The organism is Acinetobacter bereziniae, from assembly GCF_016576965.1.
Lineage (GTDB): Bacteria > Pseudomonadota > Gammaproteobacteria > Pseudomonadales > Moraxellaceae > Acinetobacter > Acinetobacter bereziniae.
Genome location: NZ_CP066119.1, coordinates 1,285,259 through 1,307,545, shown reverse-complemented (window position 1 = coordinate 1,307,545; position 22,287 = coordinate 1,285,259). Strand labels below are relative to the sequence as shown.

The following is a 22,287-nucleotide window of genomic DNA, read 5'->3' as shown; positions in this document are numbered from 1 at the left end:
AAACTATTGTTGTAAAACCATGAATCATTCAAGCTTAGGTTTCCAATAGTTTGCCTTCTCTGGATTATATTTTGGATTATTTTCATCAGAATAAATATTTAACAATAACTCTACTGCTGGTTTATTCCCATTGCTTGCAGCCATCTCTGCATATTTAATAGATTTATCATAATTTTGTACAACGCCACCACCACTATAGTATTTCAATGCTGCATTATATTGGGCTTCTATGTTTCCATTTTTAGCTGCTTTTTCAAACCATATCAGTGCTTGAGTAGGGTCTCGATCAACTCCCTCACCTTTCTCATATGATATTCCAATATCATTTTGTGACTCCACATCTCCTTGTTCTGCTGCTTTCATAGACCATTTAAAAGATTCACTTAGATTTTTAGTTACTCCATCTCCTCTATATAACTGTGAAGCAACTATAGTTTGAGACTGTAAAAGACCAAGCTGGGCAGACTGAATGAAATATTTAAATGCTTTACTTCTGTCTTCCTTAACACCAACCCCCTGATAATAAGCTAAACCAACATTATGTATAGCTGAGGGATTCCCTTTTTTTGCACCAGCTTCAAAGCATTCTAAAGCCTTTCTATCATCCTTTTTTATATAGTTATTACCATTTCGATAAATTAACCCTAATTGTAATATTGCATTAGAAGATCCTAATTTTGCAGCTTGTTCAAATAGTTCAAATGCCCTTTTTTGATTAACTTCAGCTCCCTCTCCTGTGGCATACATTGAACCTAAAACAAATATTGCTTCTGGATCATTTTCTTTCGCTGCACTTTCTAAATCAGCTTTAGACGTATAAGTTGTAAGATCCTTATAATCTTTTGTTAAATTTTCTGTTTTATTATTCCGACTACCTTCTGTGCATGCAGAAGTCAAATAAATAATTATAAAAATATAATATTTTTAACATTCATATTTCTAACTACTTTACTACAAGGTTAAATAAAAGCTTAAATTTTATAAAATCATGATTCATTCAAGTTTTGATTTCCAATAGTTTGCTTTTTCTGTATTATAATTCGGATTTTTTATATCTGAATAGATATCAATTAATAATGCTATAGCAGCTTTATTATTAGAAGTTGCCGCTTTTTCAGCATATTCAATTGCCTTATTAAAATCTTGATTGGTACCATTTCCTGAAAAATACTTAAGAGCGGTATTATACTGAGCTTCAACATTACCATTGTTCGCTGATTTTATAAACCAATTCAGAGCCTTAATAGGATCTCTCTCAACGCCCTCACCTTTCTCATAGTTGAGGGCAACATTATTTTGAGATTTTATATCTCCTTGCTCTGCTGCTTTCATAGACCAATAAAAAGACTGGCTTAAATCTTTTGTTATTCCCGTTCCTGTATATAATTGATAAGCAACTATTATTTGTGATTGTAAAAAACCTAACTCTGCTGCTTTATGGAAATATTCGTAAGCTTGACTTTTATTTTGAACAACGCCGACACCATCATAATATGCTACTCCCATGTTATGTAGGGCGGCTGCATTATTCTTCTCAGCTGCTTTTTTATACCAATATAAAGCCTTTTTATTATCAATTTCTTTTAAGTAGTTTGACCCATCATTATATATCAAGCCAAGTTGAAACATTGCCTCATCGTTTCCTAAGTTTGCAGCTTGTTCAAATAATTCAAATGCCTTTTTTGGATTAAGATCAACTCCCTCTCCAGTGGCATACATTGAACCTAAAACAAATATTGCATTAGGATCATTTGCTTTCACTGCATTCTCTAAATCAGTTTTGGATGTGTAAGTTGTATGATCTTTATTATCTTTTGTTAAATTGTCTCTTTTATTGCTTTGACTACCTTCAGTACATCCCGAAGCTAGTAAAACCGTCATTAAGCATAAAATATGAAGTTTCATCTAATTAGCACCTAGATTTACAATTGAAATTATTCAATTAATCCTTTGAAAGATTATCTTTTATAAATATCGAACCGATCAATACAACCTATTCCTTAATACACAATTGATAAGCTTTTTTTGAATGCATTACAAATTCACTATATTTTGGGTTTGCTTCATCTAATACCTCTGGATCTTTATAAAAATCTTTTTTTAAATTTTCTACTAAATAATCAAAAGAGCATTTACATGTATTCTCATCAAATTCCCCAGATTCAGAACAACCAGCAATATAATTTAAACGTTCAACTTCAAATTGAGCATTTTTATTATTATTTGTTGTACATCCACCCAATGTAATCAACACAATCAATAGAAACTTTTGCATATAAAACCTTATTAAATTAACCTATTCATTTTCACTTTTATTCATCTTATCAATAACCTTATCATAAAAGATTATGCACCTTCGACAAGATATCCTTTCACTTCTCCGAAACTATAATCTTTAATTGTTTTTTCACTCCTTAAACAATCTTCTTATTAGCGACTCTTTGCATAACTATAACAGGTCTAATATTACTACTTGTACATAATTCTAAATTTTTCGCAGTATTAAAATCAGTTCTCATATGTACATCACACCTTTAAGTTAATTTTACCATACTTCACTTCTACACAGCTCATTAAAATTAATAGAATGAGTATTTGAAAATTAGTCCAAAACAAAAAATAAGACTGAACCTCATAAATCAAATCAACATTAAAAAAAATGAAATAATAAAAATAAATAAAAAACAAATCTGTATAAGATATAAAAATCTTAATCTTTTTGCATAGAAATTTCCATTATCAAAGCCTTTAAAAACTATTTTATAAAGATACTTAGTATGTTGAAAACTTTTTAAATTGAAATCCAAATAGTCAATTACAATCTTTTTATTAGTAAAATATTTAAACAAATAAAATCGAACTATACAAAATAAAATAACATAAAGCAGTAGTGATGATAAAAATAAAATTAAAATAATTCCATCCGACATTTATATTACACCCTAACTTAAAAGCCCTTATAGAAACATTAGCAGATTTTGAACAGTTCGTGATCGAATAATTTCTATCAATCAAGTCTTCATCTGTTGATTCATCACAAATTAAGCATCTTTAATAAGTTACTTGAAAACCATAAATCAACATAAAGTCCTTGTCATTTTTAGCCTTTCCTTTAGAGGAAAAAGGTACTTTTCTTACCCATGTAATTCGTTCGACATCATATTTTTGACTTAAGAAAGAGACCTTATGATGACTTTTTGTCTTTAACCCCAAAGATAAATTCTATTAAAAAAACCCATATTGTTCCAACTAATCCAACTACTGAACAAAATTTTAAAGCAAAAATAAATGAAAAGTCTGAACCACTTACTATTGATAAAAATAAACCTATTAAAAAACAAGTTAGCCCAATTATAAAGCCACGTATAATAAAATTAATAATAGGATGCTCTACTGCTTTAAAGTTAGCAATGAATACACTCATTATTATCTCTAATAATATTGTTAACATTATTTTTCCTTGGAATCAATAACTTAAAAAACTAAACAACCTGCTCAATCAATAACTCTCTTATGATTCCAAAAAAATTTAACAAATTAATTTTTACCACACAATCCTTTAAAATTCATTTTCATCATCTTTATCAAAATCATCAACAATATTTAAAATTAATTTTAAAATATTTATATAAAGCCATTTTACTATTTCCGTGAAATTCTATCTATAAACTCTACAACTTCACCCCAAATCAAAATAAATATTGACGTAAAAAATCCAATTAAAATTCCGTTTAATAAATTAAAAACAATATCACCAACTCCAAAGTCATCAATTTTTAAATAAGCATAAAGAGTGCTAACAAAAAATAAAAATTCCAAGAATTATTGAACGGATAAAAAAATACAAAACTGGATGATTATTACATCTAAAATGACTTCCAAAAATTCAGATATACTATTTATCAACAAATAAACCATAATTAATTTCGCTTTATTTTTCAGCTAATTTTTTGAGTTTAAATCTAACCATTTACATCCCATAAAGAATAAAGAAGCTAACAAACCAATTCCTAATGATGCGAAAAAAGATAATATTATTTTTTCTACATCCATTAAATCATTATTAAAAAAATCAATCAGCATATATAAAAAAAAGGCAGAAACACCTAAAACTATCCCTTTAAAAAAACTTATTAAATATGGATATTTTTCACTTTCATAATTAGAAACAAAGAAAGAAATGATTACTTCAGCAATAATTGTCAGCATTCTATTTTTTCGCCTCTTTTGCTTTCTGATCCGAAATAATTTTATTTGACAATTTAATTTTACTACTTTGCTATTTTTAGTGTAAAAGTTTCAATACACCCTAATTATTTACATTCATCATTTCCACCTGTTCTGTACGAATACCCTATTTGCCATATATCATCTAATTGAGTTGCCACAATTCCATTTAATTTTTTATTATTGATCGATAGAGGTTCAACTGTTTCTATAATATTCCCATTATTATCACAAAAGAATTTCTTACCATCTTCATCTTTGACTGCACGCCAACCACTTTTTTCCCATTCTGAAATGATTTTTTTATTTATATCAGGATTATATTTATTGTTTAATGTGTAAACATAAAGTATATAACGAGTGGTAATAATTTCCGAAGCCATAATGGGATGATAATTTTTAAACCATTTATTGATTTCATCTTTAGCATGAATTTCTGCTTTTTGTATTTTGCTGGGTTCCTTGTTAATACCATTACAACCTACTAAGCATATACTCATACAGAAAAATATAATTTTTTTCATAAATTTTTAGTCCAAAAATACAGTTATGTATATATTAAAACATATCCTTAATATTACCTATTTTTGTCATTACTCCTATACCAGCATCTGTACCTCCTCCAAACCCAACTCCCATACCTACAGCAAATGGTGCACCCTTTTGTGCCTCCGACAATTTTATTTTTGCAGTATTTTTATCTTTTTCAAACATTTTATCAGGATCTGTTAAAGATTTATCAACTCCAAATTGAAAAATGCCAGCTGCAGCTCCCGCACTTAACGATACTCCATCGAGTGCAGCATCAACAGCTTTTCCTCTATCATTACTTTTTGGAATATTTCGAATACTAAATAACATACAACTTACTGAACTTTTAAATCCAAATTTTCCACTTCTTAAAGGCACTGGAGTAGTTTTTAGTGCATAGATCTTTTTAATTTGTTCAATTGATAAAGTTGTTCCAGCATATAAGTTACCGTTATGTAGATTAATTGCAATTGACTCATTAATATCAATTGCAGATGCACTACATGTCATATAGTCTATAGTACATTGTTGGTTTGCTGTACACTGCTCTACCCTGTTAATGTGATCTAATTCTCTATCTCTACCTAAACCACTTGGATTATAAGTTAAGTTCTGGCGTGCTTTCTTTTCTGCTGCTACTTTAGCATTTTTAAGTGATTCTTCTTTTAACGATCTATCAATACGTTCTTTCTTTGCTTTGGCTTCCTCTATAATTCTTAAATTAGCCTTTAATGCTCTTTCTTCAGATGCAATCATAAGACCTTTAGCTTTAGTATAGTCTTCAGCATTCTTATTCTTTTGGTTTTGCAACCCCATCGGATCAATCCACTGATTTGGATCACTTACGTAAGCAGAATTGTTTAATCCACCAAACAGCCCAATCGGGTCTTTACTCACATACCTTGCACTATACGGCTCGTAATAACGATAACGGTTATAGTGTAAACCTGTTTCTTTATCGTAATATTGTCCTTGGAATCTTAAGTTAGTTTGCTCAAGTGGATTGGATTCATTTAAAGTTTTGATTTCTTGTGTTGTACCCCATGTGTCCTGTTTGATTTCCCAAATACACTCGCCTAACTCATTGCTTAAAGTTCGCGGAGTTCCCACTTGGTCGCAGTGATAAAACGCAACACGTTCCAATTCAGCTTTGTTCTTTCGGGTGTCTGTTTTCCATACTGGATCTTTATAAATCGAATAAGGTACATCTTGGACTTGACGTTAATCAGGTGTTTCTATCAGTTCAATAAAATGGGTATAGCCTGTTTGTAATAACGGTACAAAGCTATCTGGTTCATAGACATAATGTTTGGTGTAGTTTTGTTTGCTTAATTAGAGTTGGTTTAATATGATTCCCAAATTATGAATCGTTACTATCAAGACTTTTTATAAAAAAATTAATTACCATAAGAATGCTAAAAATCACACCAACAAACAAAACAAACAATGAAAAATAATAACTAAATGATTCATTAAAATGAGCCTGTAAATAAAACTGTGTAAATGTCCAAATCTTAGTACCCTGTAATAGGGATAGATGGAGACATCCACAATGGATCACAGTCAATTGATGGCACTGGCAAAAGAATTTGCCAAAAACCTAAAAACAGATTCTGACCTGAATGAATTCAGTAAAGCTCTAAAGAAACTTACCGTTGAAACAGCCCTAAATGCAGAACTCACTGAGCATTTAGGGCATGAGCGTCACCAGCCTAGTGCCAAAGGCAATGCACGTAATGGCTACAGTAAGAAGCAACTACTAACGGGTGATGGTGAGTTTGAGCTGAATACCCCACGTGATCGTGATGGTACATTTGAACCACAATTAGTGAAGAAACACCAAACCAGAATCACCAGCATGGATAGCCAAATCCTATCGCTGTATGCCAAAGGCATGACCACCCGTGAAATCGTCAGTACATTCAAAGAACTATACGATGCAGATGTATCTCCTAGTTTGATTTCCAAGGTGACAGATGCGGTTAAAGAGCAAGTGATTGAGTGGCAGAATCGCCCACTCGATAACATTTACCCCATCGTGTACCTTGATTGCATTGTGGTGAAGGTCAGACAGGACAACAGCGTTATTAACAAAGCTGTCTTTCTAGCATTGGGTGTTAACCTCGAGGGTCACAAAGAACTGCTAGGTATGTGGATCGCCGAGAATGAAGGTGCCAAATTCTGGCTGTCCGTTCTAACAGAACTAAAGAATCGTGGTGTACAAGACATTCTGATTGCCTGTGTAGATGGTTTGAAAGGCTTTCCTGATGCGATTACTACCGTCTACCCACAAACACGCATTCAACTATGTATTATCCACATGGTACGCAACAGTTTGAAATATGTGAGTTGGAAGGACTATAAAGCCGTCACCAGTGACTTGAAGCGTATTTATCAAGCTGTTACTGAAGAGTCTGCCTTGCAGGCATTAGAAGTCTTTGCGAGCACATGGGATGATAAATACCCGCAGATTAGCAAATCTTGGTACGGGCACTGGCAGAACCTAAATACCTTGTTTGCTTATCCAGCAGATATTCGTAAAGCGATTTACACCACCAATGCAATTGAATCACTAAATAGTGTGATTCGGCAGGCAATCAAGAAGCGTAAGCTCTTTCCAACCGATGACTCGGTCAGAAAGGTAATCTATTTGGCAATTGAAGCTGCATCAAAAAAGTGGAATATGCCAATTCGGGATTGGCGTGCTGCTATGAGTCGGTTTATGATCGAATTTGAAGGTCGTTTAGACGCTTTCATTTAAGAGACATTTACACAGAAGTTTTTACAGGCTCATTAAAATATATATTTAGTGTTCTCCTTGCCATACATTCTTTATAATGAAAGCATACATAAAGCATTTCAGAAATAAAATATAATACTAAAAGAGAACAACCACCTCCATTTTTTATAAACTTATAAAGCATCACAATTCTTACAGGCATCAATAATCTTTATATTATAAATTTTATTATTTATCTTCATTGCAAACAATTTCATTTACCTTTGAATTATCATCATCAAAGCTTAAAATATAAATTTTCGATGACAAGTATTTACCATCACTATTGAATATCGAACGATGCTTTATTTTATTTCTATTATCACAATTTAAAAAAATTTCTGTATATTCATAATTTTTAATATTATTTATTTCATAATAAGCATAATCTACAACTGTTTTATTAAAAATTGAATAATGCAAATCTAAACCTCTTTCTCTATAAAATTCTTGCCTATAATTTTCAGTTTTATTTTTTTTAACATCTGTATGTATATGCTCTCCACCCAAAAAACCATTCATCTTTTTTTGAAAGTCATCGACATTAATAATTGGCTTATAATTTTGAGAATTTATCAAACCACTAAATATAGAAAACAAAAAAAATACTGATAATTTTAAAAAATACTTCATATATTACAACCGTCTTCTCTTAATAATAAAAAATAAATATACAATACTAATAACTACAAATAAAACACAAAATATTATTGTAAACATATATTCGCTAGACCCATTTTCAACTAATCTACTTATCTTAGTTAAGCCACAATAATTATTTATTAAACAATTACCACCTCTATATAGTAGAATAGAGATAACTACTATACATACAAAAATTTCATAATAAACATTTTTCAATTAAGCACACCTTCAAAACTGAAATTTTACAAATACTCTTAACTATTTTTAAATAATTCATTAAGGCTAGTGTAAAATTTTATTCTTTCATAAAACATGATTCCTCCAACCACTTTATTGAGATATATTTTTTCCAACCTAACACAATATAATCCCAGATAAAAAATATAATATTAAAAACAATAAAATTATATCTTTATGATATTTACTCGAATTTCGAATATTAAGTTCGCAACTCTATCTCACATTATTTTCTTCGCTACTTTTCTTCATTAATTTTATTATCAATTATAAAACTCCTATTTACTCACGAGATTCAAATACTTTTATAGCTTCTTTATTTTTATATAGATAAGCCATTTTCAGCCATTTTTCAGCTTCATATTTTTTATTACTCTTATAATAATCATACAATTTCATCATTGATTCTGAATCACCTAAATTAGCTGATTTTTCTAACCACAATATTCCTTTTCCTCTATCAGCGGAATTATCTTTATCTAAATATAATTTACTCAAATATATATATGCATCATTATTTTGTTGTTCGGCTGCTTTTTCCAACAACTTTATAGCTTTTTCTTCTTTATTATTATCCTTTTCAATGCTATTTTTTTCTAATATTCTTCTTGCAGTCTGAACTAATGCATTTGGATGATTTTGTTTTGCTGCCATTTCAAAATATCTCTCAGCTTCATTTTCATTTTTACTCACTCCCTTTCCCTCTGCATATAATATTGCTAAATTATTCTGAGCAGAAGCATCACCTAAATCTGCTGCTTTCTTAAACCAATACATTGCTTTTTTATCATTTCTTTCCTTTCCATTTTCACCATATAAATAGTCCATTCCCAAATTATATTGATAATCAGTATTTTCATTTTGGCTAATATTTAATGTTTCTTCATTAGCATTAACTGTTTTCTGGCTTGCATCGCTGCAACTAGATAAAAACAAAAGGTTAAATGTAAAAAATAAAGTAGTAATTAACTTCATAGAGCACTCTTAAAAAGGAAACTGTATATTAAAGGAAGAAATAAAATATTAAAAAGCTTTTTCACCTCAATTCCTTAATATACAATTGATAAGCTTTTTTTGAATGCATAACAAATTCACTATATTTTTGGCTTGTTTCATCAAATCCTCCTGGATCTTTATAAATTTTTTTTTAAATTGCTACTAAACAATCAAAATAAAATTTAAAAGTATTCAAATAAAATTCTTAGCTTTTATTTTTTCCTCCATTTAAAAAATCAACCATCGATAAAAAAACAAAACAAAAAAAGCCTATAAATTGTGTAACAATAAAAAAAGAATTTGTTTAATGTATTCCATAACTTTATGATTTTTGATATACCCCAATATATTTCCTAAAACATATCCAATTAAACCTATTGTTATCCCTTTAAAAAAATTTATCAGATACGGATGATCTTCTGCTTTAAATTTGGAAATAAAAATACTAATTATAACCTCTGCGATTAATTCTATTATTTCAGACTCTTACATCAGGTTTGGCATTATTTTGTTTTTTCCCATTATATTGACATTCCTTCTTCCCACCACTAATATCATAACTTAATGCAACATTTAGCTTATTGTAACTTTGATAAGTAAAATAACCTAAGTTTACTCCATCTAATTTAATATCATTAGTTGGAAAAGTAACACCTAATTCATTGTTATTTTCATCACAATAATATTCACCATAATTATTTTTTTCCACTAATCTCCATCCTTTTTCATATAACTTAGGTTTAACAATATTAATATAATTTTCCATATTAAAATTCCCCACTCTTTCTTCGAAGTAGTATGTTCTTATATTTCTTACAAAGAATTTTTCAAATAAAACAAAATCATAGATTTCAAAAATATACTCCATATTTATAAAATAGTTGGACTCTTCAGGAGCAACATTTCTTTCTATTTGCCTTATATTCATTCCATATTCAATATTTTTTTGATCAATACAACCAGAAAGTAATAACATTAAAGAAAAAAATATACTTAGAATAGTTTTCATCTACAATCCTCCAAATGAGTATATTAAACCTTTAGCATAAGGCTCGGTATCTTTATTATTACCTATTTTCTTATTCTTAGACTCATCAATAATTAGAACACCTAAACAACTAGGTTTTCAACAATATTTAAAATTAATTTTAAAATATTTATATAAAGCCATTTTAACTATTTCCGTGAAATTCTATCTATGAACTCTACAATTTTACCCCAAATCAAAATAAATATTGACGTAATAAATCCAATTAAAATCACGTTTAATAAATTAAAAACAATATCACCAACTCCAAAGTCATCAATTTTTAAATAAGCATAAAGAGTGCTAACAAAAAAAATAAAAATTCCAAGAATTATTGAACGGATAAAAAAATACAAAACAGGATGATTATTACATCTAAAATGACTTCCAAAAAATTCAGATATATTATCTATCAACAAATAAAGCATAATTATTTTCGCTTTCTTTTTCAGCTAATTTTTTGAGTTTAAATCTAACCATTTACACCCCATAAAGAACAAAGAGCATAACAAGCCAATTCCTATTGATATTAAAAAAAATAATAATACTCCCTGCAAATCCATTAAATCCTTATTAAAAAAATCAATTAGCATTCCTAAAATAAAACCAGATACGCCTAAAACTATTCCTTTAAAAAAACTAATTAAATATGGATATTTTTCACTTTCATAATTAGAGATGAAAAAAGAAATAATTACCTCAGCAATAATTGTCAGCATTCTATTTCTTTGCCTCTTTCGCTTTCTGATCCGAAATAATTTTATTTGCCGTTCTAGAGGATGTTTGTTGCATAAGAAATTGATTACCAAAAATAACTATTCCAGCTATATTTTTATCCATCATATTTTTAGGTAATGATAAACCACCAACGTGATTAACTCCTGCTGCTTTAGCCATTGTTCCTCCCCACGCCCCAAAGACAGCTCCGGAAGCTCCTGCAACAGCAGTTCTAGAGCCATCCCATTGTACACACTTACATTTAATCATATCCTTAGATTGAAGCAGACCATCTACCGCCATACTACCACCAGATGTCTTTATAACAGCTTGATTTACCGGATTTGCCCAAATATTTTTTGCATTTTGAACTGAAGACTTTCCTAAATTAGGTAATTTTTTTACTCCTTCTCGACCAACCTGTAGTAACACTGGTGCAGCCTCACCAGCACCAGCAATAACATAAGGTGCATATCCAGCAACGGCAACCGCCTGCAAATTATTATTTCGTATTGCTCCTAATTGACGCAAAGTGTTGGCATCATTAGAATTTCTAGCTAAACCAGACATAGTATTAGGTAATAACGCACCCAATATGCCAGTACTTGGTCTATTCTGTTGTTCATACCTAGCGTCATTTATTTTTACAACTTCTCTAGCAGCTTTTAATTTTGCTAATGCTTTTGCATCATCAGCTTTTTCTTTAGCATAATGAGCATTGGCAATCTTACTATAACGATCATAATCAGATGCGTTTTTGTCTTTATCTCCCATCAACCCCATCGGATCAATCCACTGATTTGGATCACTTACATAAGCAGAATTATTAAAACCACCATTCAACCCAATCGGGTCTTTACTCATATACCTTGCACTATACGGTTCGTAATAACGATAACGGTTATAGTGTAAACCTGTTTCTTTATCATAATATTGACCCTGAAAACGGATATTACTATCTCCAAATGGATTGTCTTGTTCGGTTGCCTTAATTTCTAAAGCTGTGCCCCATGTGTCCTGTTTGATTTCCCAAATACACTCGCCTAACTCGTTGCTTAAAGTTTGTGGTGTGCCCACTTGGTCACAGTGATAAAACGCAACACGTTCCAATTCAGCTTTGTTCTTTCGGGTGTCTGTTTTCCACATTGGGTCTTTATAAATCGAATAAGGGACATCTTGGAATTGACGATAATCAGGTGTTTCTATCAGTTCAATAAAACGGGTATAGCCTGTTTGTAATAATGGTACAAAGCTATCTGGTTCATAGACATAATGTTTGGTGTAGTCTTGTTTGTTTGCTAGATTGGAGTTGGTTTTGTATGACTCCCAGATCATCAAGTCACCATCCCAACCAAATAAGGTTAGACTATCCTCAGTGGCATTTTTCTTAAATAATCGACGTCCAAATACATCATAACCATAGCTTGTAATTTGACCATTCTCTCTGCTTGAGGAGTCCTCAGTAGTATTGTCGGTGATGATGATGCATTACCTTTACGAGTGGTAATACTATAAATTAAAAATCGAGAAAAATATCAGTCCTTTTCACAGAATCATTGGTCAATTTTAATAATCATAATCTCCATACATCAAAACCATTTACGTATTTATATATTTTCTTATTTATAGTCTCTTTTATACATACCGAAAATTTAATTACAATCATCTTCATTATAAGTCATTGACACCAACTCTAAATTATTAACATTTAATATCTTATATTCAATATCAACCTTACTATCAAACGTTCCAACAATTAAATTACATATTTCATTAACCTTGGACTCAGAACTATTATTATTTTTAATAGTTTGTATTACTCTCTCATCTAAACCAACCATATTTACTTTATAAACATAAACTAGCTTATTATTTAATTTATATACATCCACCCACTTTGTCATTGAATTTAATGTAATAGGTAGTTTTTTTCTTTGACCAGTTATAAAATCATTAATAAAAACATCATCACTAGGCACCACACTTTCTTTTAGATTAGAACATCCATTTAAAAATAAAAAAAATGATAAAAATAAACGAATACTCATAAAAATCCTTAACTAAAAATACAGAAAATCAACATAAAATATGTAATTATCAACATTAAAAACCTAGCATAATAGTCGTAATCACTACTATTTAAGGTAATCTTACTAACAAACAAATAACTTCCATTAAATATTATATAAACGCTAAAAATATAAATAAAAATACTTCCAAATATATTTACCTTACCAATACCTCCATAATATATTACTTTCAACAAAATTAACAATACAACTACTATAAACGAAATTATTATAGTAGATGTACGTCTCTCATTCATAATTATTTTCATTAAATTATTCAATTATGCCTCCACATTACTTTTTTTCCTCCATGACCTTATCAATTTCACTACCTGAATATTTATCAATACTATAACCAATAGCTTCAACCGTTGCCCGTTTAACAGAGTCTGGGGCTGCATCAGCTCCTGCACCAAATACAGCACCTACACTTAATGATGTTGCAGTACTTATAATTTTATGTTTTGTAGATTTATCTGGATCAGTCCAATTCAAGAACTCACCTACTCCTGTACCCATTGTTCCTAACAAGCCTCCAACTGGTGCGCCGACTCCTGTTGCCGTACAAGCTATAGCACTAACATCTAATGCTGTTCCCAAATTTTCTACATGTTTTCTTCTTTCTTTAAGTGTATATTGTGGATTAATACGTGTTTTAGGGCGTTGCTCTAATGGAACAGGAACATGATATCCACTTCCTCCTCTACTTTTAAAACTCTTAGAATTTCGTATAGCATTATCATTAATTCTATCAATTACCGTCAAAGTTTTAGGATTTCCTACCAATTGTTTATTAATTTCTTGCTGTCTAATTAACTGATCAGTAACTTTTGTCACAGCCCATTTACTTTTAGCTTCTTGTGTTCGATTTTCTTGATTCTTTAAAACAGAAGCGTTATTTTTTTCTAACTTATCCTTATCACCTTGAGCCATCAAACCCATCGGATCCACCCACTGATTCGGATCACTTACATAAACCGAGTTATTTAACCCACCAAACAACCCAATCGGGTCTTTACTCACATACCTTGCACTATACGGCTCGTAATAACGATAACGATTATAGTGTAAACCTGTTTCTTTATCGTAATATTGACCCTGAAAACGGATATTACTATATCCAAATGGATTGTCTTCTTCGGTTGCCTTAATTTCTAAAGCTGTGCCCCATGTGTCCTGTTTAATTTCCCAAATACACTCGCCTAACTCATTGCTTAAGGTTTGTGGTGTGCCCACTTGATCACAGTGATAAAACGCAACACGTTCCAATTCAGCTTTGTTCTTTCGGGTGTCTGTTTTCCACACTGGGTCTTTATAAATCGAATAAGGGACATCTTGGAATTGACGATAATCAGGTGTTTCTATCAGTTCAATAAAACGGGTATAGCCTGTTTGTAATAACGGTACAAAGCTATCTGGTTCATAAACATAGTGTTTGGTGTAGTTTTCTTTTTCTTTGTTTGATCGTTGCGACTCCCAAATCATCAAGTCACCATCCCAACCAAATAAAGTCAGACTATCCTCAGTGGTATTTTTCTTAAATAATCGACGTCCAAATACATCATAGCCATAGTTTGTAATTTGACCATTGTGATCGCTTTGTATCAGACGATTAAGGTTATCCCAAGTCAGTTTTAAGGTCTGACCTGATTGACTGGTTTCAATTACATTGCCTTGCGCATCGTATTTGTAGTGCTTGCCTTGATATTGGGTGATCAGGTTATTTTTGACTTGCGATGTTTGTGTCGCAATCGGGTCGATCAAGTTCCCCGCAGGATCAAAACTAAAACTTTCAGAACTATACGGGTTTTGCGCTTTAATTAAGCGCCGAATTGGGTCGTATTGATAGCTTAATTTACCTAATCGGCTGTCATCCACCTGAGTCAGTAGGTAGTTGTTATCGTAGTGGTAATGTCGTTCTGCTTGATGTTTTGCTTGTTGTAATTGGGGTTGTTGTAACAGATCGAGTGTTTCTTGTTCATGTCGAATGATTTGTGAACTGAGTAAGCCCACATCATTATAGTTTTTGTTTTGCACCAAGCCATTGGCAAGCAAGCGTGTGGTTTCTCGGTGTAAATCATCTCGTTGGAATGCCACCATGTCTTGTTGGTTAAAAGCAATGCCATAAATATGCCCTGAACCGTAGCTGAGATTGGCTTGGACTTGTCCATCGGGTCGGATGGTTTGGGTCAAATTGCCCAATTCATCGTATTCGTAACGTAATACTGCGCTCAGTGCAGGCAGATTCGGGACTTTGTAGTGTTGGTGTTCTCGTACCAATTGCCCAAGTGGGTTGCGATAAAAGTCAATTTGGCTTTCTGCATTGGTCGCTTTACTGAGCTGATGGTTTAGGTTGTATTCAAATTCTTCAACTTGACGATGTCGAGTCTGCAGATGGGTATAGGTTTTTGATGCAATCGCTCCACCCTGATGGTAGCTAAATTCAGTCAGAATATTCGGTTGGCGGATTTGCGATAGGAATCCATTCTCATCATAACCAAAGTGTTTTTCTTCTCCATCAAAGGCTTGTTCACGGATCAATTGCCCATAACGGTTGTAGTCAAATAAGTATTCAGCATGGTTTTGGTTGATCAGTTTTTGAATCCGACCTTGTTTGTCCCATTGGTAGCCGATTTGGTGTCTATTGGCATCAATGCGTTGTTCTAGTAGCCCAACTGGGTTGTATTGGTATTGGGTGATTAAGCCTTTGCTATCGGTATGTTTGAGTAAACGCCCTTCTTCATCGTGTTCAAATTGTTCTTTTAATCCATCAGGATAAATGATGGTTTGCAGCTGTCCTTTGTCTTTGCCTTGAGTGCTATATAGATATTGGACTTGTTGTGCATCCGCAGCAGCTTGTGCTGTCAGTGTTCCGTCTTCATCATATTCCCAAGCACTGCTTTTTCCTGAACAGTCGGTATAGGAGATCATTTGCCCAAGGTCGTTATATTGGATTTTCTTTGAGCCACCTTTGGCATCAATCACTTCAACCAATTGGTTGTCATTGTTATATTTATATTGGGTGGTCTGCCCTAATGGGTTAATGTCTTTGCTGACATTGCCATCAGCATCATATTCTTTCTTCCAGATATTGCCTTCAGGATCTTTGGTTTCTGTCAGGTTGCCTGCTTCATCATAGGCAAACAGGATGATGCCACCATTTGGCTGTACAATTTTCACCAATTGATCTTGGTCATTGTACACTTGTTCGGTTTCAAGCCCTGTAAAGTCAATTTGTCGGGTAATGCGTTTTTGACGATCACGAGAAATCCACTTTTCTCGACCATCGGCTAAACGGGTACGGTAGGTAAAACCGTCTAAGTCGAAATAGTAATAGGTTGGTACATCATAGGCATCATAGACCGCAACTTGACGTAGGCGTGGATGCCATTCTAAGCGGGTTTTAAAGCTGCCATCATCTGCCCACTCTGCAATCGCTTTGGCTTTGGGCGAGGTCGATTCATAACGGATGTTTTGTCCACGCCCTGTACGATCGGTATAGCGAGTCAATTGATGGGCTTGGTTATATTCATAACTGCGCGTATGCCCATTTTGATCCGTGGCTTTAATCAAGTTGCCCTGTGTATCGTATTCATAGCGTGCTAAGGGTTGTGCTTGTTCATCGACAAATGCAGCAATGATTTTGGCTTGTTCGTTAAAAGCAAATTTAAGTAAATGTTTGGCACGTTTCAATTGGAAATCGATGCCCTGCAAGTAGGCAAATTGTTCGTATAATAAATAGGTCAGTACGACTTTTTCATCGGTCTGTTCATTGAATTGTTGGACCAGATGGTAATGTTTTCCAGCATTAAAACTATGAAAATGGAAGTTCCAGTCTGAACCAAAGTTGAGTAATAAATCTCCCTGTTCATAGGGTGCGACACTAAAACCTTCAAAGGGAACTTGATAGTTTTCATAGACAATCGAGGCTGGTAGTTGGTGTTTACGCCCATTGCTGTCGATAAATAAGTAGCCGTGTGCGTTGTGTATGATCACATTGGAAAAAGGCATCATCCATCGTGCACCGATCATACTGTAGTCAAACTCATTCATCTGTGAGTTATATTGTCGGCTAAAGGCAAAACCCAGTTTAGGTAAATAGAAGTCTGCGTGATTGACCCGTTCAGCACCAATCGCATAGCTGATACTGTGTTCTGTTTTGGAGCTTTGATCTTCAATCAATGTTGCACAAATCGGATCATTTAACGCATCAGGCTGTAAGGTCACAAACTCTAAAATATCACCATTGATATGTTGTTCATGTTCGCCTGTTTGGTTAAGGGGGACGCTGGCTGTGGCCTTTTTTCCCTGTGTTTGAATGGCGTTTAGGGTTTCTTGAATCAGCCAAGCTAGGCTATATCGTGTACCCGCATTGCTTTGTTGTTGGATCGCTGTAGCAAGTAATGGGGCTGCTTTTTGAACTTCCGATTGCAAAGTTAAATGAGGCGCTGAAATCTTTGCAGTCATGTCTGCTTGTGCGGGTGCGCCCAACAAATCAATCAATGGCTGTGCCCAATTGCTAAATTGTAGGTTGGGGTCTCGCTTTTCAGCTGTTGCACCTGCTGAAGCGATGCTTGGCAATCCACCTGCCACACTAGTTGTAAAGGCTTGCAAGATTGAAGACCCCAGTGTTGTTGCACTGGACAGTAAGCCTGTGAGTTTAGCTTGTGTTTCTTGTAGGAATTTTTCTAAATCACCTGCCATCTGTGCATTAAGGTGCAACTGCATACGACGTAAGTCGGCTTCTTTAATTTTGCCATTGGCTGGATATAAACACTCAGCCATTAACCCCAACATTGGACGTAATGCCATACGCACATGAGCTTCGGTGTTCGGTTGTAAAAATAAACCGATTAAGTTCATGCTCAACAATGCTGCTTGTTGTACACCGGCATCAGCTTGTTTGGGTTCTGCGGCAAATAGAATCAGATCTAAAACACTACCAGACAATGCAAAAATGTTGGCAACTGTCGGGATATTGGCACTGGCTTTGATTTGTTCGAGGCTGGTATTTCCGCATGCTTGTAGATATTTCTGAATTTGATGCGCAATAAATTTATGGTCTTCTGTATGCGTCACACTGGCTAAGTTAAATACTGCCAATTCGACTGCTGGCTTTGTATTGTTTGTGCGAGATGTTTCTGTTGTATTGGACCCTGCGGTCTGGTTTTTACTGTCTATAAATGCCATGGGCTTAACCTTAATACGTTTTAATTTTTAATTTCAATCAAGAAAAATCTAAAAATACTCAATCACTTATTGCGTGCACTATATACATCTGGATCTTCAGGCGTGGTTTTGCGTACCGTCACTTGTTTGGTGACGTAACGGGATTCTTCTAAATCCATACGCACCACATCTTTATCCATATTATAAATCGACTGCGGTTTTTTCACCTCTTGAGGGGGTGAAACTGGCGAAGTGTTTTGAGTCAAGATCGGTGAAGGCTGACTTACAGTTTGAGGAATACTCTGTGCTATGTTCGGTGATGAAGATGCTTCGCCTTTGCGCGTGGTAATGCTATACGTCAAGAACCGAGAAAAATACTCGTCCTTTTTCACAAAATCATCGACCACTTTTACAGGCGTATCCGCAAGGTTTTGACCTGAGCCAAAAGATTCTGCGACAAAGCCTTGCCCTAATCCCGAACCGAAACCTGTTGCTGATGTTAAGTTGGATAACAAACCACTGCTCTTTTGAGCGAAGGCAGCTGAAGCTTGATCTTTAAAGAAATCGATACCTTGGTCTTTGATGTTTTGTAAGGTTTGGCTTGGATTGGCAATCATCTGTCCAACATTCATCATCTGAGATGGGGACAGGTTTAAATTCATTGCTGAAGAGACTGAACCTAATGCACTTTGAGTAAATTGTTGTTTAAACTGCCCTAGACTTTGTGTTCCAATGTCTTTTAGAGCATTTTTACCCATGTTTTTTAGGGAATCACCATTCAGTGAGAACAAATTATCCTTAAGTTGAGACATCATATTTTGTCCCATCGATTTTAAGGCATTTTGGGCAAAACCAGTGACGCCACCAACTGCTTCTTCTGACCATGTATAATCACGATTAAAATGACTACCTTGATTCCAAGCACTTCGCGGATCGGTTTCAAATTCGACTTTGGCAGGTCCAGGCGCAATACCTGTCACTTTTGCAAAACCATTGCCATCCAATTTGCCAGAAACTTGCTTGCCAAATGAATCAATGACATTAAAGCCTGTTTGCTTAAAGAAATCCTTTCCACCATAACTTTTCAGTAAGTCCAGTGCCCCTTTCATTGGATTCGATGGTGGAAGTTGTGCTGATTTACTGACACTGGCACCCGGCTTAAAGGTATGTTGCCCTGCATTGACTTCGAACTTTCCACCTGTTTTGGGGAAAATTCCTGAACCATTCAATGCAATTTGTGATGAACCACCAGTGATTAATACTTCTTTCGGGCTACTGATTTCTATTCGGTCTTCAGTCGAAGAAATGGTGATTCCAAGCTTGGCAAATACATCTAAAGCATTTGACTGCGCATGAATATTAAATTTACCCTGTGCCGCAATAAAGTTTATGCCACCCTGTGCCGCAAATAAACTCACTTTTCCTAACGCATGTCCCAACAGATTTTTTTGGGTACTGAAGTTAATACTGTCGCCTGCACTATGATTGATAATGCCTGTTGCTGAAAGGTGAATATCTTCAGGCGTACTCAGGGCAATGCCATCAGCTGAACTTAACAGCATGATTGCTTTTTTATACTTGGCAATATCTTTTTCAATTGCTTCTGCAAAAGCTTTCAGTTGCTCAATCGACTCAATTTCATCGGTCTTTTGGTTTTTAGCAATATCACTTAAAGCTTTACTATTGGTCTGACTGCTTTCAAGTTGCTTTTGGGCAATCTCACTCTCTAAATGATCACCTTTGGCTTGATCTTGAGCATAGGTCGAAATCAGTAAGCCTTGCCCTGCGCGTAATGCACCCCATTGGTCTGTGCGTAATTCAAAGCCCTCACCACGATCATCACTTTCTGCTTGATCTTTTGGATGACTGAGCTTTCCAAGATTCAGTTGACTCGCGCCATGACTACTCTGTAGCTGACTGCTAAGTTGCCCTTTAGTATCATCAAAGCGTAGCTGATTGTAGCCACTGCCCTGATATTCCTTACTTTTAATCCCTGATAACTTTTTGGTATCTGGCAGTTTGCCTTTGCCATCAAATTGAGTTGGATGACGATATCCTTCATGGATGCGCCCAACGATGAATGGTCTGTCAATATCCCCCGCAAAGAAATCGATAACAACAACCTCTCCAATACGCGGTAAGAATCTTGCCCCATAGCCTTCGCCTGCCCACGGGGTCAGCACATCGACCCAAGCCGAGTCGGTATCATTGTCATTCGAGCCTGCACCACCATCATGCGTATTGTCTTCATTACGGGTAAACAGAAAGCGGACTTTGATGCGCCCCCATTCATCGACATGGATTTCTTCGCCACTTGGACCCACAACAATAGCGCGTTGTGGTGATGCGATCGGACGGTGTTGCAGTGGATTATATTCAGGAACAATCGCAATATTACGTCGTATTAGCGTCAGTGTATTGGCTTGGCGTTCCTCACTATTGTTTGTGGTGATATTGGTGATTTGCCAATCACTTTGTTTTAACAAAGTTTCGACTTGGTTGGTTAAGTCTTTCGGTAAATTATTTTGGTTATAAAAGGTTTTAGATATGATCAGAAATTGCCGATCAGCAGCATCTTTTAGATTTATGCTTGGATGTTCATTCAGTTCGAAATGATAGCCAACCTGCGCATCTCGTACTGTCGAGATCGCAGTAAATTGTTTGGCTTGCACATCATAGTAATTGCTGAGGTTTTGGTTAAAGCGCTCAACCTGACTGTTGCCCGATGGCGTTGCACCATCTTCTCCATTGAGATCTTGTATCCATGCAGGGCTAAAGTGCCATGCTTGTTCTAAACCTAGGCTAGCATTGTCGTAATTTTCACTATGGCTGTGTTTACTTTGAACGCTACCAGCACCTTCATCTGTATCTAATACATCGGCTTGCCAGCGTTGAATATGGACTGAGGTCGGTTGAAGTGAACGTTGTCCTGTAAAATGAATGATTGAATCGCTCGCTTCTACAGCGGAGCTACGATGAAAACGAATGTTACGGCGTTCCAAGGCACTAAATTGAGCGTTATCATCGATTAATCTTAACTTTTGTGCTTGAATTTGTTCAGTTGTATTCGGCACTTTCAGCTGAGCTTCATCAATTAGCCAATTAATTCCTTCAGCTCTCATCAAACGTGTTAGAAAGTCGAAATCACTTTCAGATTGCTGCATGAGGAATGGACGGACATCATAGTCTTTGGTCAGTCCGCTCTTGTCTAAAGTGAGGCTTGAAGCAAACAGTGGGCTACGTTGCACCCATTCCTGAAATACGGTTTGAATTACCTCAACAGCCGACTTCGCCATAAACACACGGGAATTTCTACGATGTTTCCACAGTGCGGTTGGGTCTTCAACCTTAAGACGATAGATGCAAAGAGAACCATCACTCGCGCCTGCATCTGCATGGGTGACAATCCCTGAAATTCGATTGAGTTCGGATTGATCATTGACGATATCAACAGCGACTTGAGCACCAATAAACTGCTTTAAAGGTATTGCTGAATTTGTCGAAAGACAGATCAATTGCAGTTGAATTCCCTCATTCAACTGATGTGTGCCCTCAATGCGCTGAAGAAAAACTTGATCATTGAGCGCGGTATTTGAAAATTGCAAATGTATGGCGCGCTTTTGCGCTGTAAGTCCCAACTGCTCTAGAGCAACATAAATATTGTTAGACATGGTTTATTGTTTGATTTTAGATTGTGATGTAGTGTACTAAAAAATAGCGTCAAAGTCTAGACAGACCTGTCTACATTATCTCAATAACATTGATGAGTTTTTCTCAAGTTTCAATTACATAACATAATAAAGAGAATAAAACTTCACCTTATCACGAATCTTAGAAAGTGCCTTCAATTTTATTTTTAGACTGAACTTTGAGTCTTTTCATTTTTTAAG

At 34.4% G+C, this 22,287-nt stretch carries 14 protein-coding genes and 2 pseudogenes; 1 reads left to right on the top strand and 15 read right to left on the bottom strand.

Annotated features, from left to right (window positions below):
• Positions 1-24: 24 nt before the first annotated feature.
• From I9192_RS05975 to I9192_RS22535, 7 genes and pseudogenes are all read right to left on the bottom strand, one after another.
• Positions 25-903, bottom strand: a complete 879-nt coding sequence (locus I9192_RS05975) for a tetratricopeptide repeat protein (RefSeq protein ID WP_228289345.1) — start codon at positions 901-903, stop codon at positions 25-27.
• 90 nt (positions 904-993) lie between these two features.
• Positions 994-1,905: a tetratricopeptide repeat protein gene (locus tag I9192_RS05970; protein ID WP_200150207.1), complete on the bottom strand. Its 912-nt coding sequence runs from the start codon at positions 1,903-1,905 to the stop codon at positions 994-996.
• Between the two features lie 88 nt (positions 1,906-1,993).
• Positions 1,994-2,275, bottom strand: a complete 282-nt coding sequence (locus I9192_RS05965) for a hypothetical protein (RefSeq protein ID WP_151752466.1) — start codon at positions 2,273-2,275, stop codon at positions 1,994-1,996.
• A gap of 909 nt (positions 2,276-3,184) precedes the next feature.
• Positions 3,185-3,451, bottom strand: coding sequence for a hypothetical protein (locus I9192_RS05960; protein WP_200150206.1), 267 nt, complete (start codon positions 3,449-3,451; stop codon positions 3,185-3,187).
• A 491-nt stretch (positions 3,452-3,942) separates the two neighbouring features.
• Positions 3,943-4,209: a hypothetical protein gene (locus tag I9192_RS05955; RefSeq protein WP_009583883.1), complete on the bottom strand. Its 267-nt coding sequence runs from the start codon at positions 4,207-4,209 to the stop codon at positions 3,943-3,945.
• A gap of 104 nt (positions 4,210-4,313) precedes the next feature.
• The gene (locus tag I9192_RS05950) at positions 4,314-4,751 is read right to left on the bottom strand and encodes a hypothetical protein (RefSeq protein ID WP_171498224.1); all 438 of its coding nucleotides are present in this window, start codon (positions 4,749-4,751) and stop codon (positions 4,314-4,316) included.
• Positions 4,752-5,559: 808 nt separating this feature from the next.
• Positions 5,560-6,087, bottom strand: a pseudogene (locus I9192_RS22535) (RHS repeat-associated core domain-containing protein); the annotation flags it as partial.
• 223 nt (positions 6,088-6,310) lie between these two features.
• Between I9192_RS22535 and I9192_RS05940 the strand changes: the two are divergent.
• Positions 6,311-7,519, top strand: coding sequence for an IS256-like element ISAbe10 family transposase (locus tag I9192_RS05940; RefSeq protein WP_100886046.1), 1,209 nt, complete (start codon positions 6,311-6,313; stop codon positions 7,517-7,519).
• 207 nt (positions 7,520-7,726) lie between these two features.
• Here the strand turns inward: I9192_RS05940 and I9192_RS05935 are convergent, their stop codons facing one another.
• From I9192_RS05935 to I9192_RS05900, 8 genes and pseudogenes are all read right to left on the bottom strand, one after another.
• Positions 7,727-8,170, bottom strand: coding sequence for a hypothetical protein (locus I9192_RS05935; protein ID WP_200150205.1), 444 nt, complete (start codon positions 8,168-8,170; stop codon positions 7,727-7,729).
• A 531-nt stretch (positions 8,171-8,701) separates the two neighbouring features.
• Positions 8,702-9,394: a tetratricopeptide repeat protein gene (locus tag I9192_RS05930; RefSeq protein ID WP_121775861.1), complete on the bottom strand. Its 693-nt coding sequence runs from the start codon at positions 9,392-9,394 to the stop codon at positions 8,702-8,704.
• Positions 9,395-9,893: 499 nt separating this feature from the next.
• Positions 9,894-10,424 (bottom strand): hypothetical protein, encoded by a 531-nt coding sequence (locus I9192_RS22280; RefSeq protein ID WP_227567294.1) that lies wholly within the window; start codon positions 10,422-10,424, stop codon positions 9,894-9,896.
• A gap of 470 nt (positions 10,425-10,894) precedes the next feature.
• The gene (locus I9192_RS05920; protein WP_009583894.1) at positions 10,895-11,161 is read right to left on the bottom strand and encodes a hypothetical protein; all 267 of its coding nucleotides are present in this window, start codon (positions 11,159-11,161) and stop codon (positions 10,895-10,897) included.
• Between the two features lie 739 nt (positions 11,162-11,900).
• A pseudogene (locus I9192_RS22275) lies at positions 11,901-12,632 on the bottom strand (RHS repeat-associated core domain-containing protein); the annotation flags it as partial.
• A gap of 179 nt (positions 12,633-12,811) precedes the next feature.
• A complete protein-coding gene (locus I9192_RS05910; RefSeq protein ID WP_200150204.1) occupies positions 12,812-13,207 on the bottom strand; it encodes a hypothetical protein in 396 nt (131 codons plus the stop codon).
• Positions 13,208-13,522: 315 nt separating this feature from the next.
• Entirely contained in the window at positions 13,523-18,418 is a 4,896-nt protein-coding gene (locus I9192_RS05905; RefSeq protein ID WP_227567296.1) for an RHS repeat-associated core domain-containing protein, read from the bottom strand.
• A 62-nt stretch (positions 18,419-18,480) separates the two neighbouring features.
• A complete protein-coding gene (locus I9192_RS05900; protein WP_200150203.1) occupies positions 18,481-22,068 on the bottom strand; it encodes a type VI secretion system Vgr family protein in 3,588 nt (1,195 codons plus the stop codon).
• Positions 22,069-22,287: the final 219 nt, after the last annotated feature.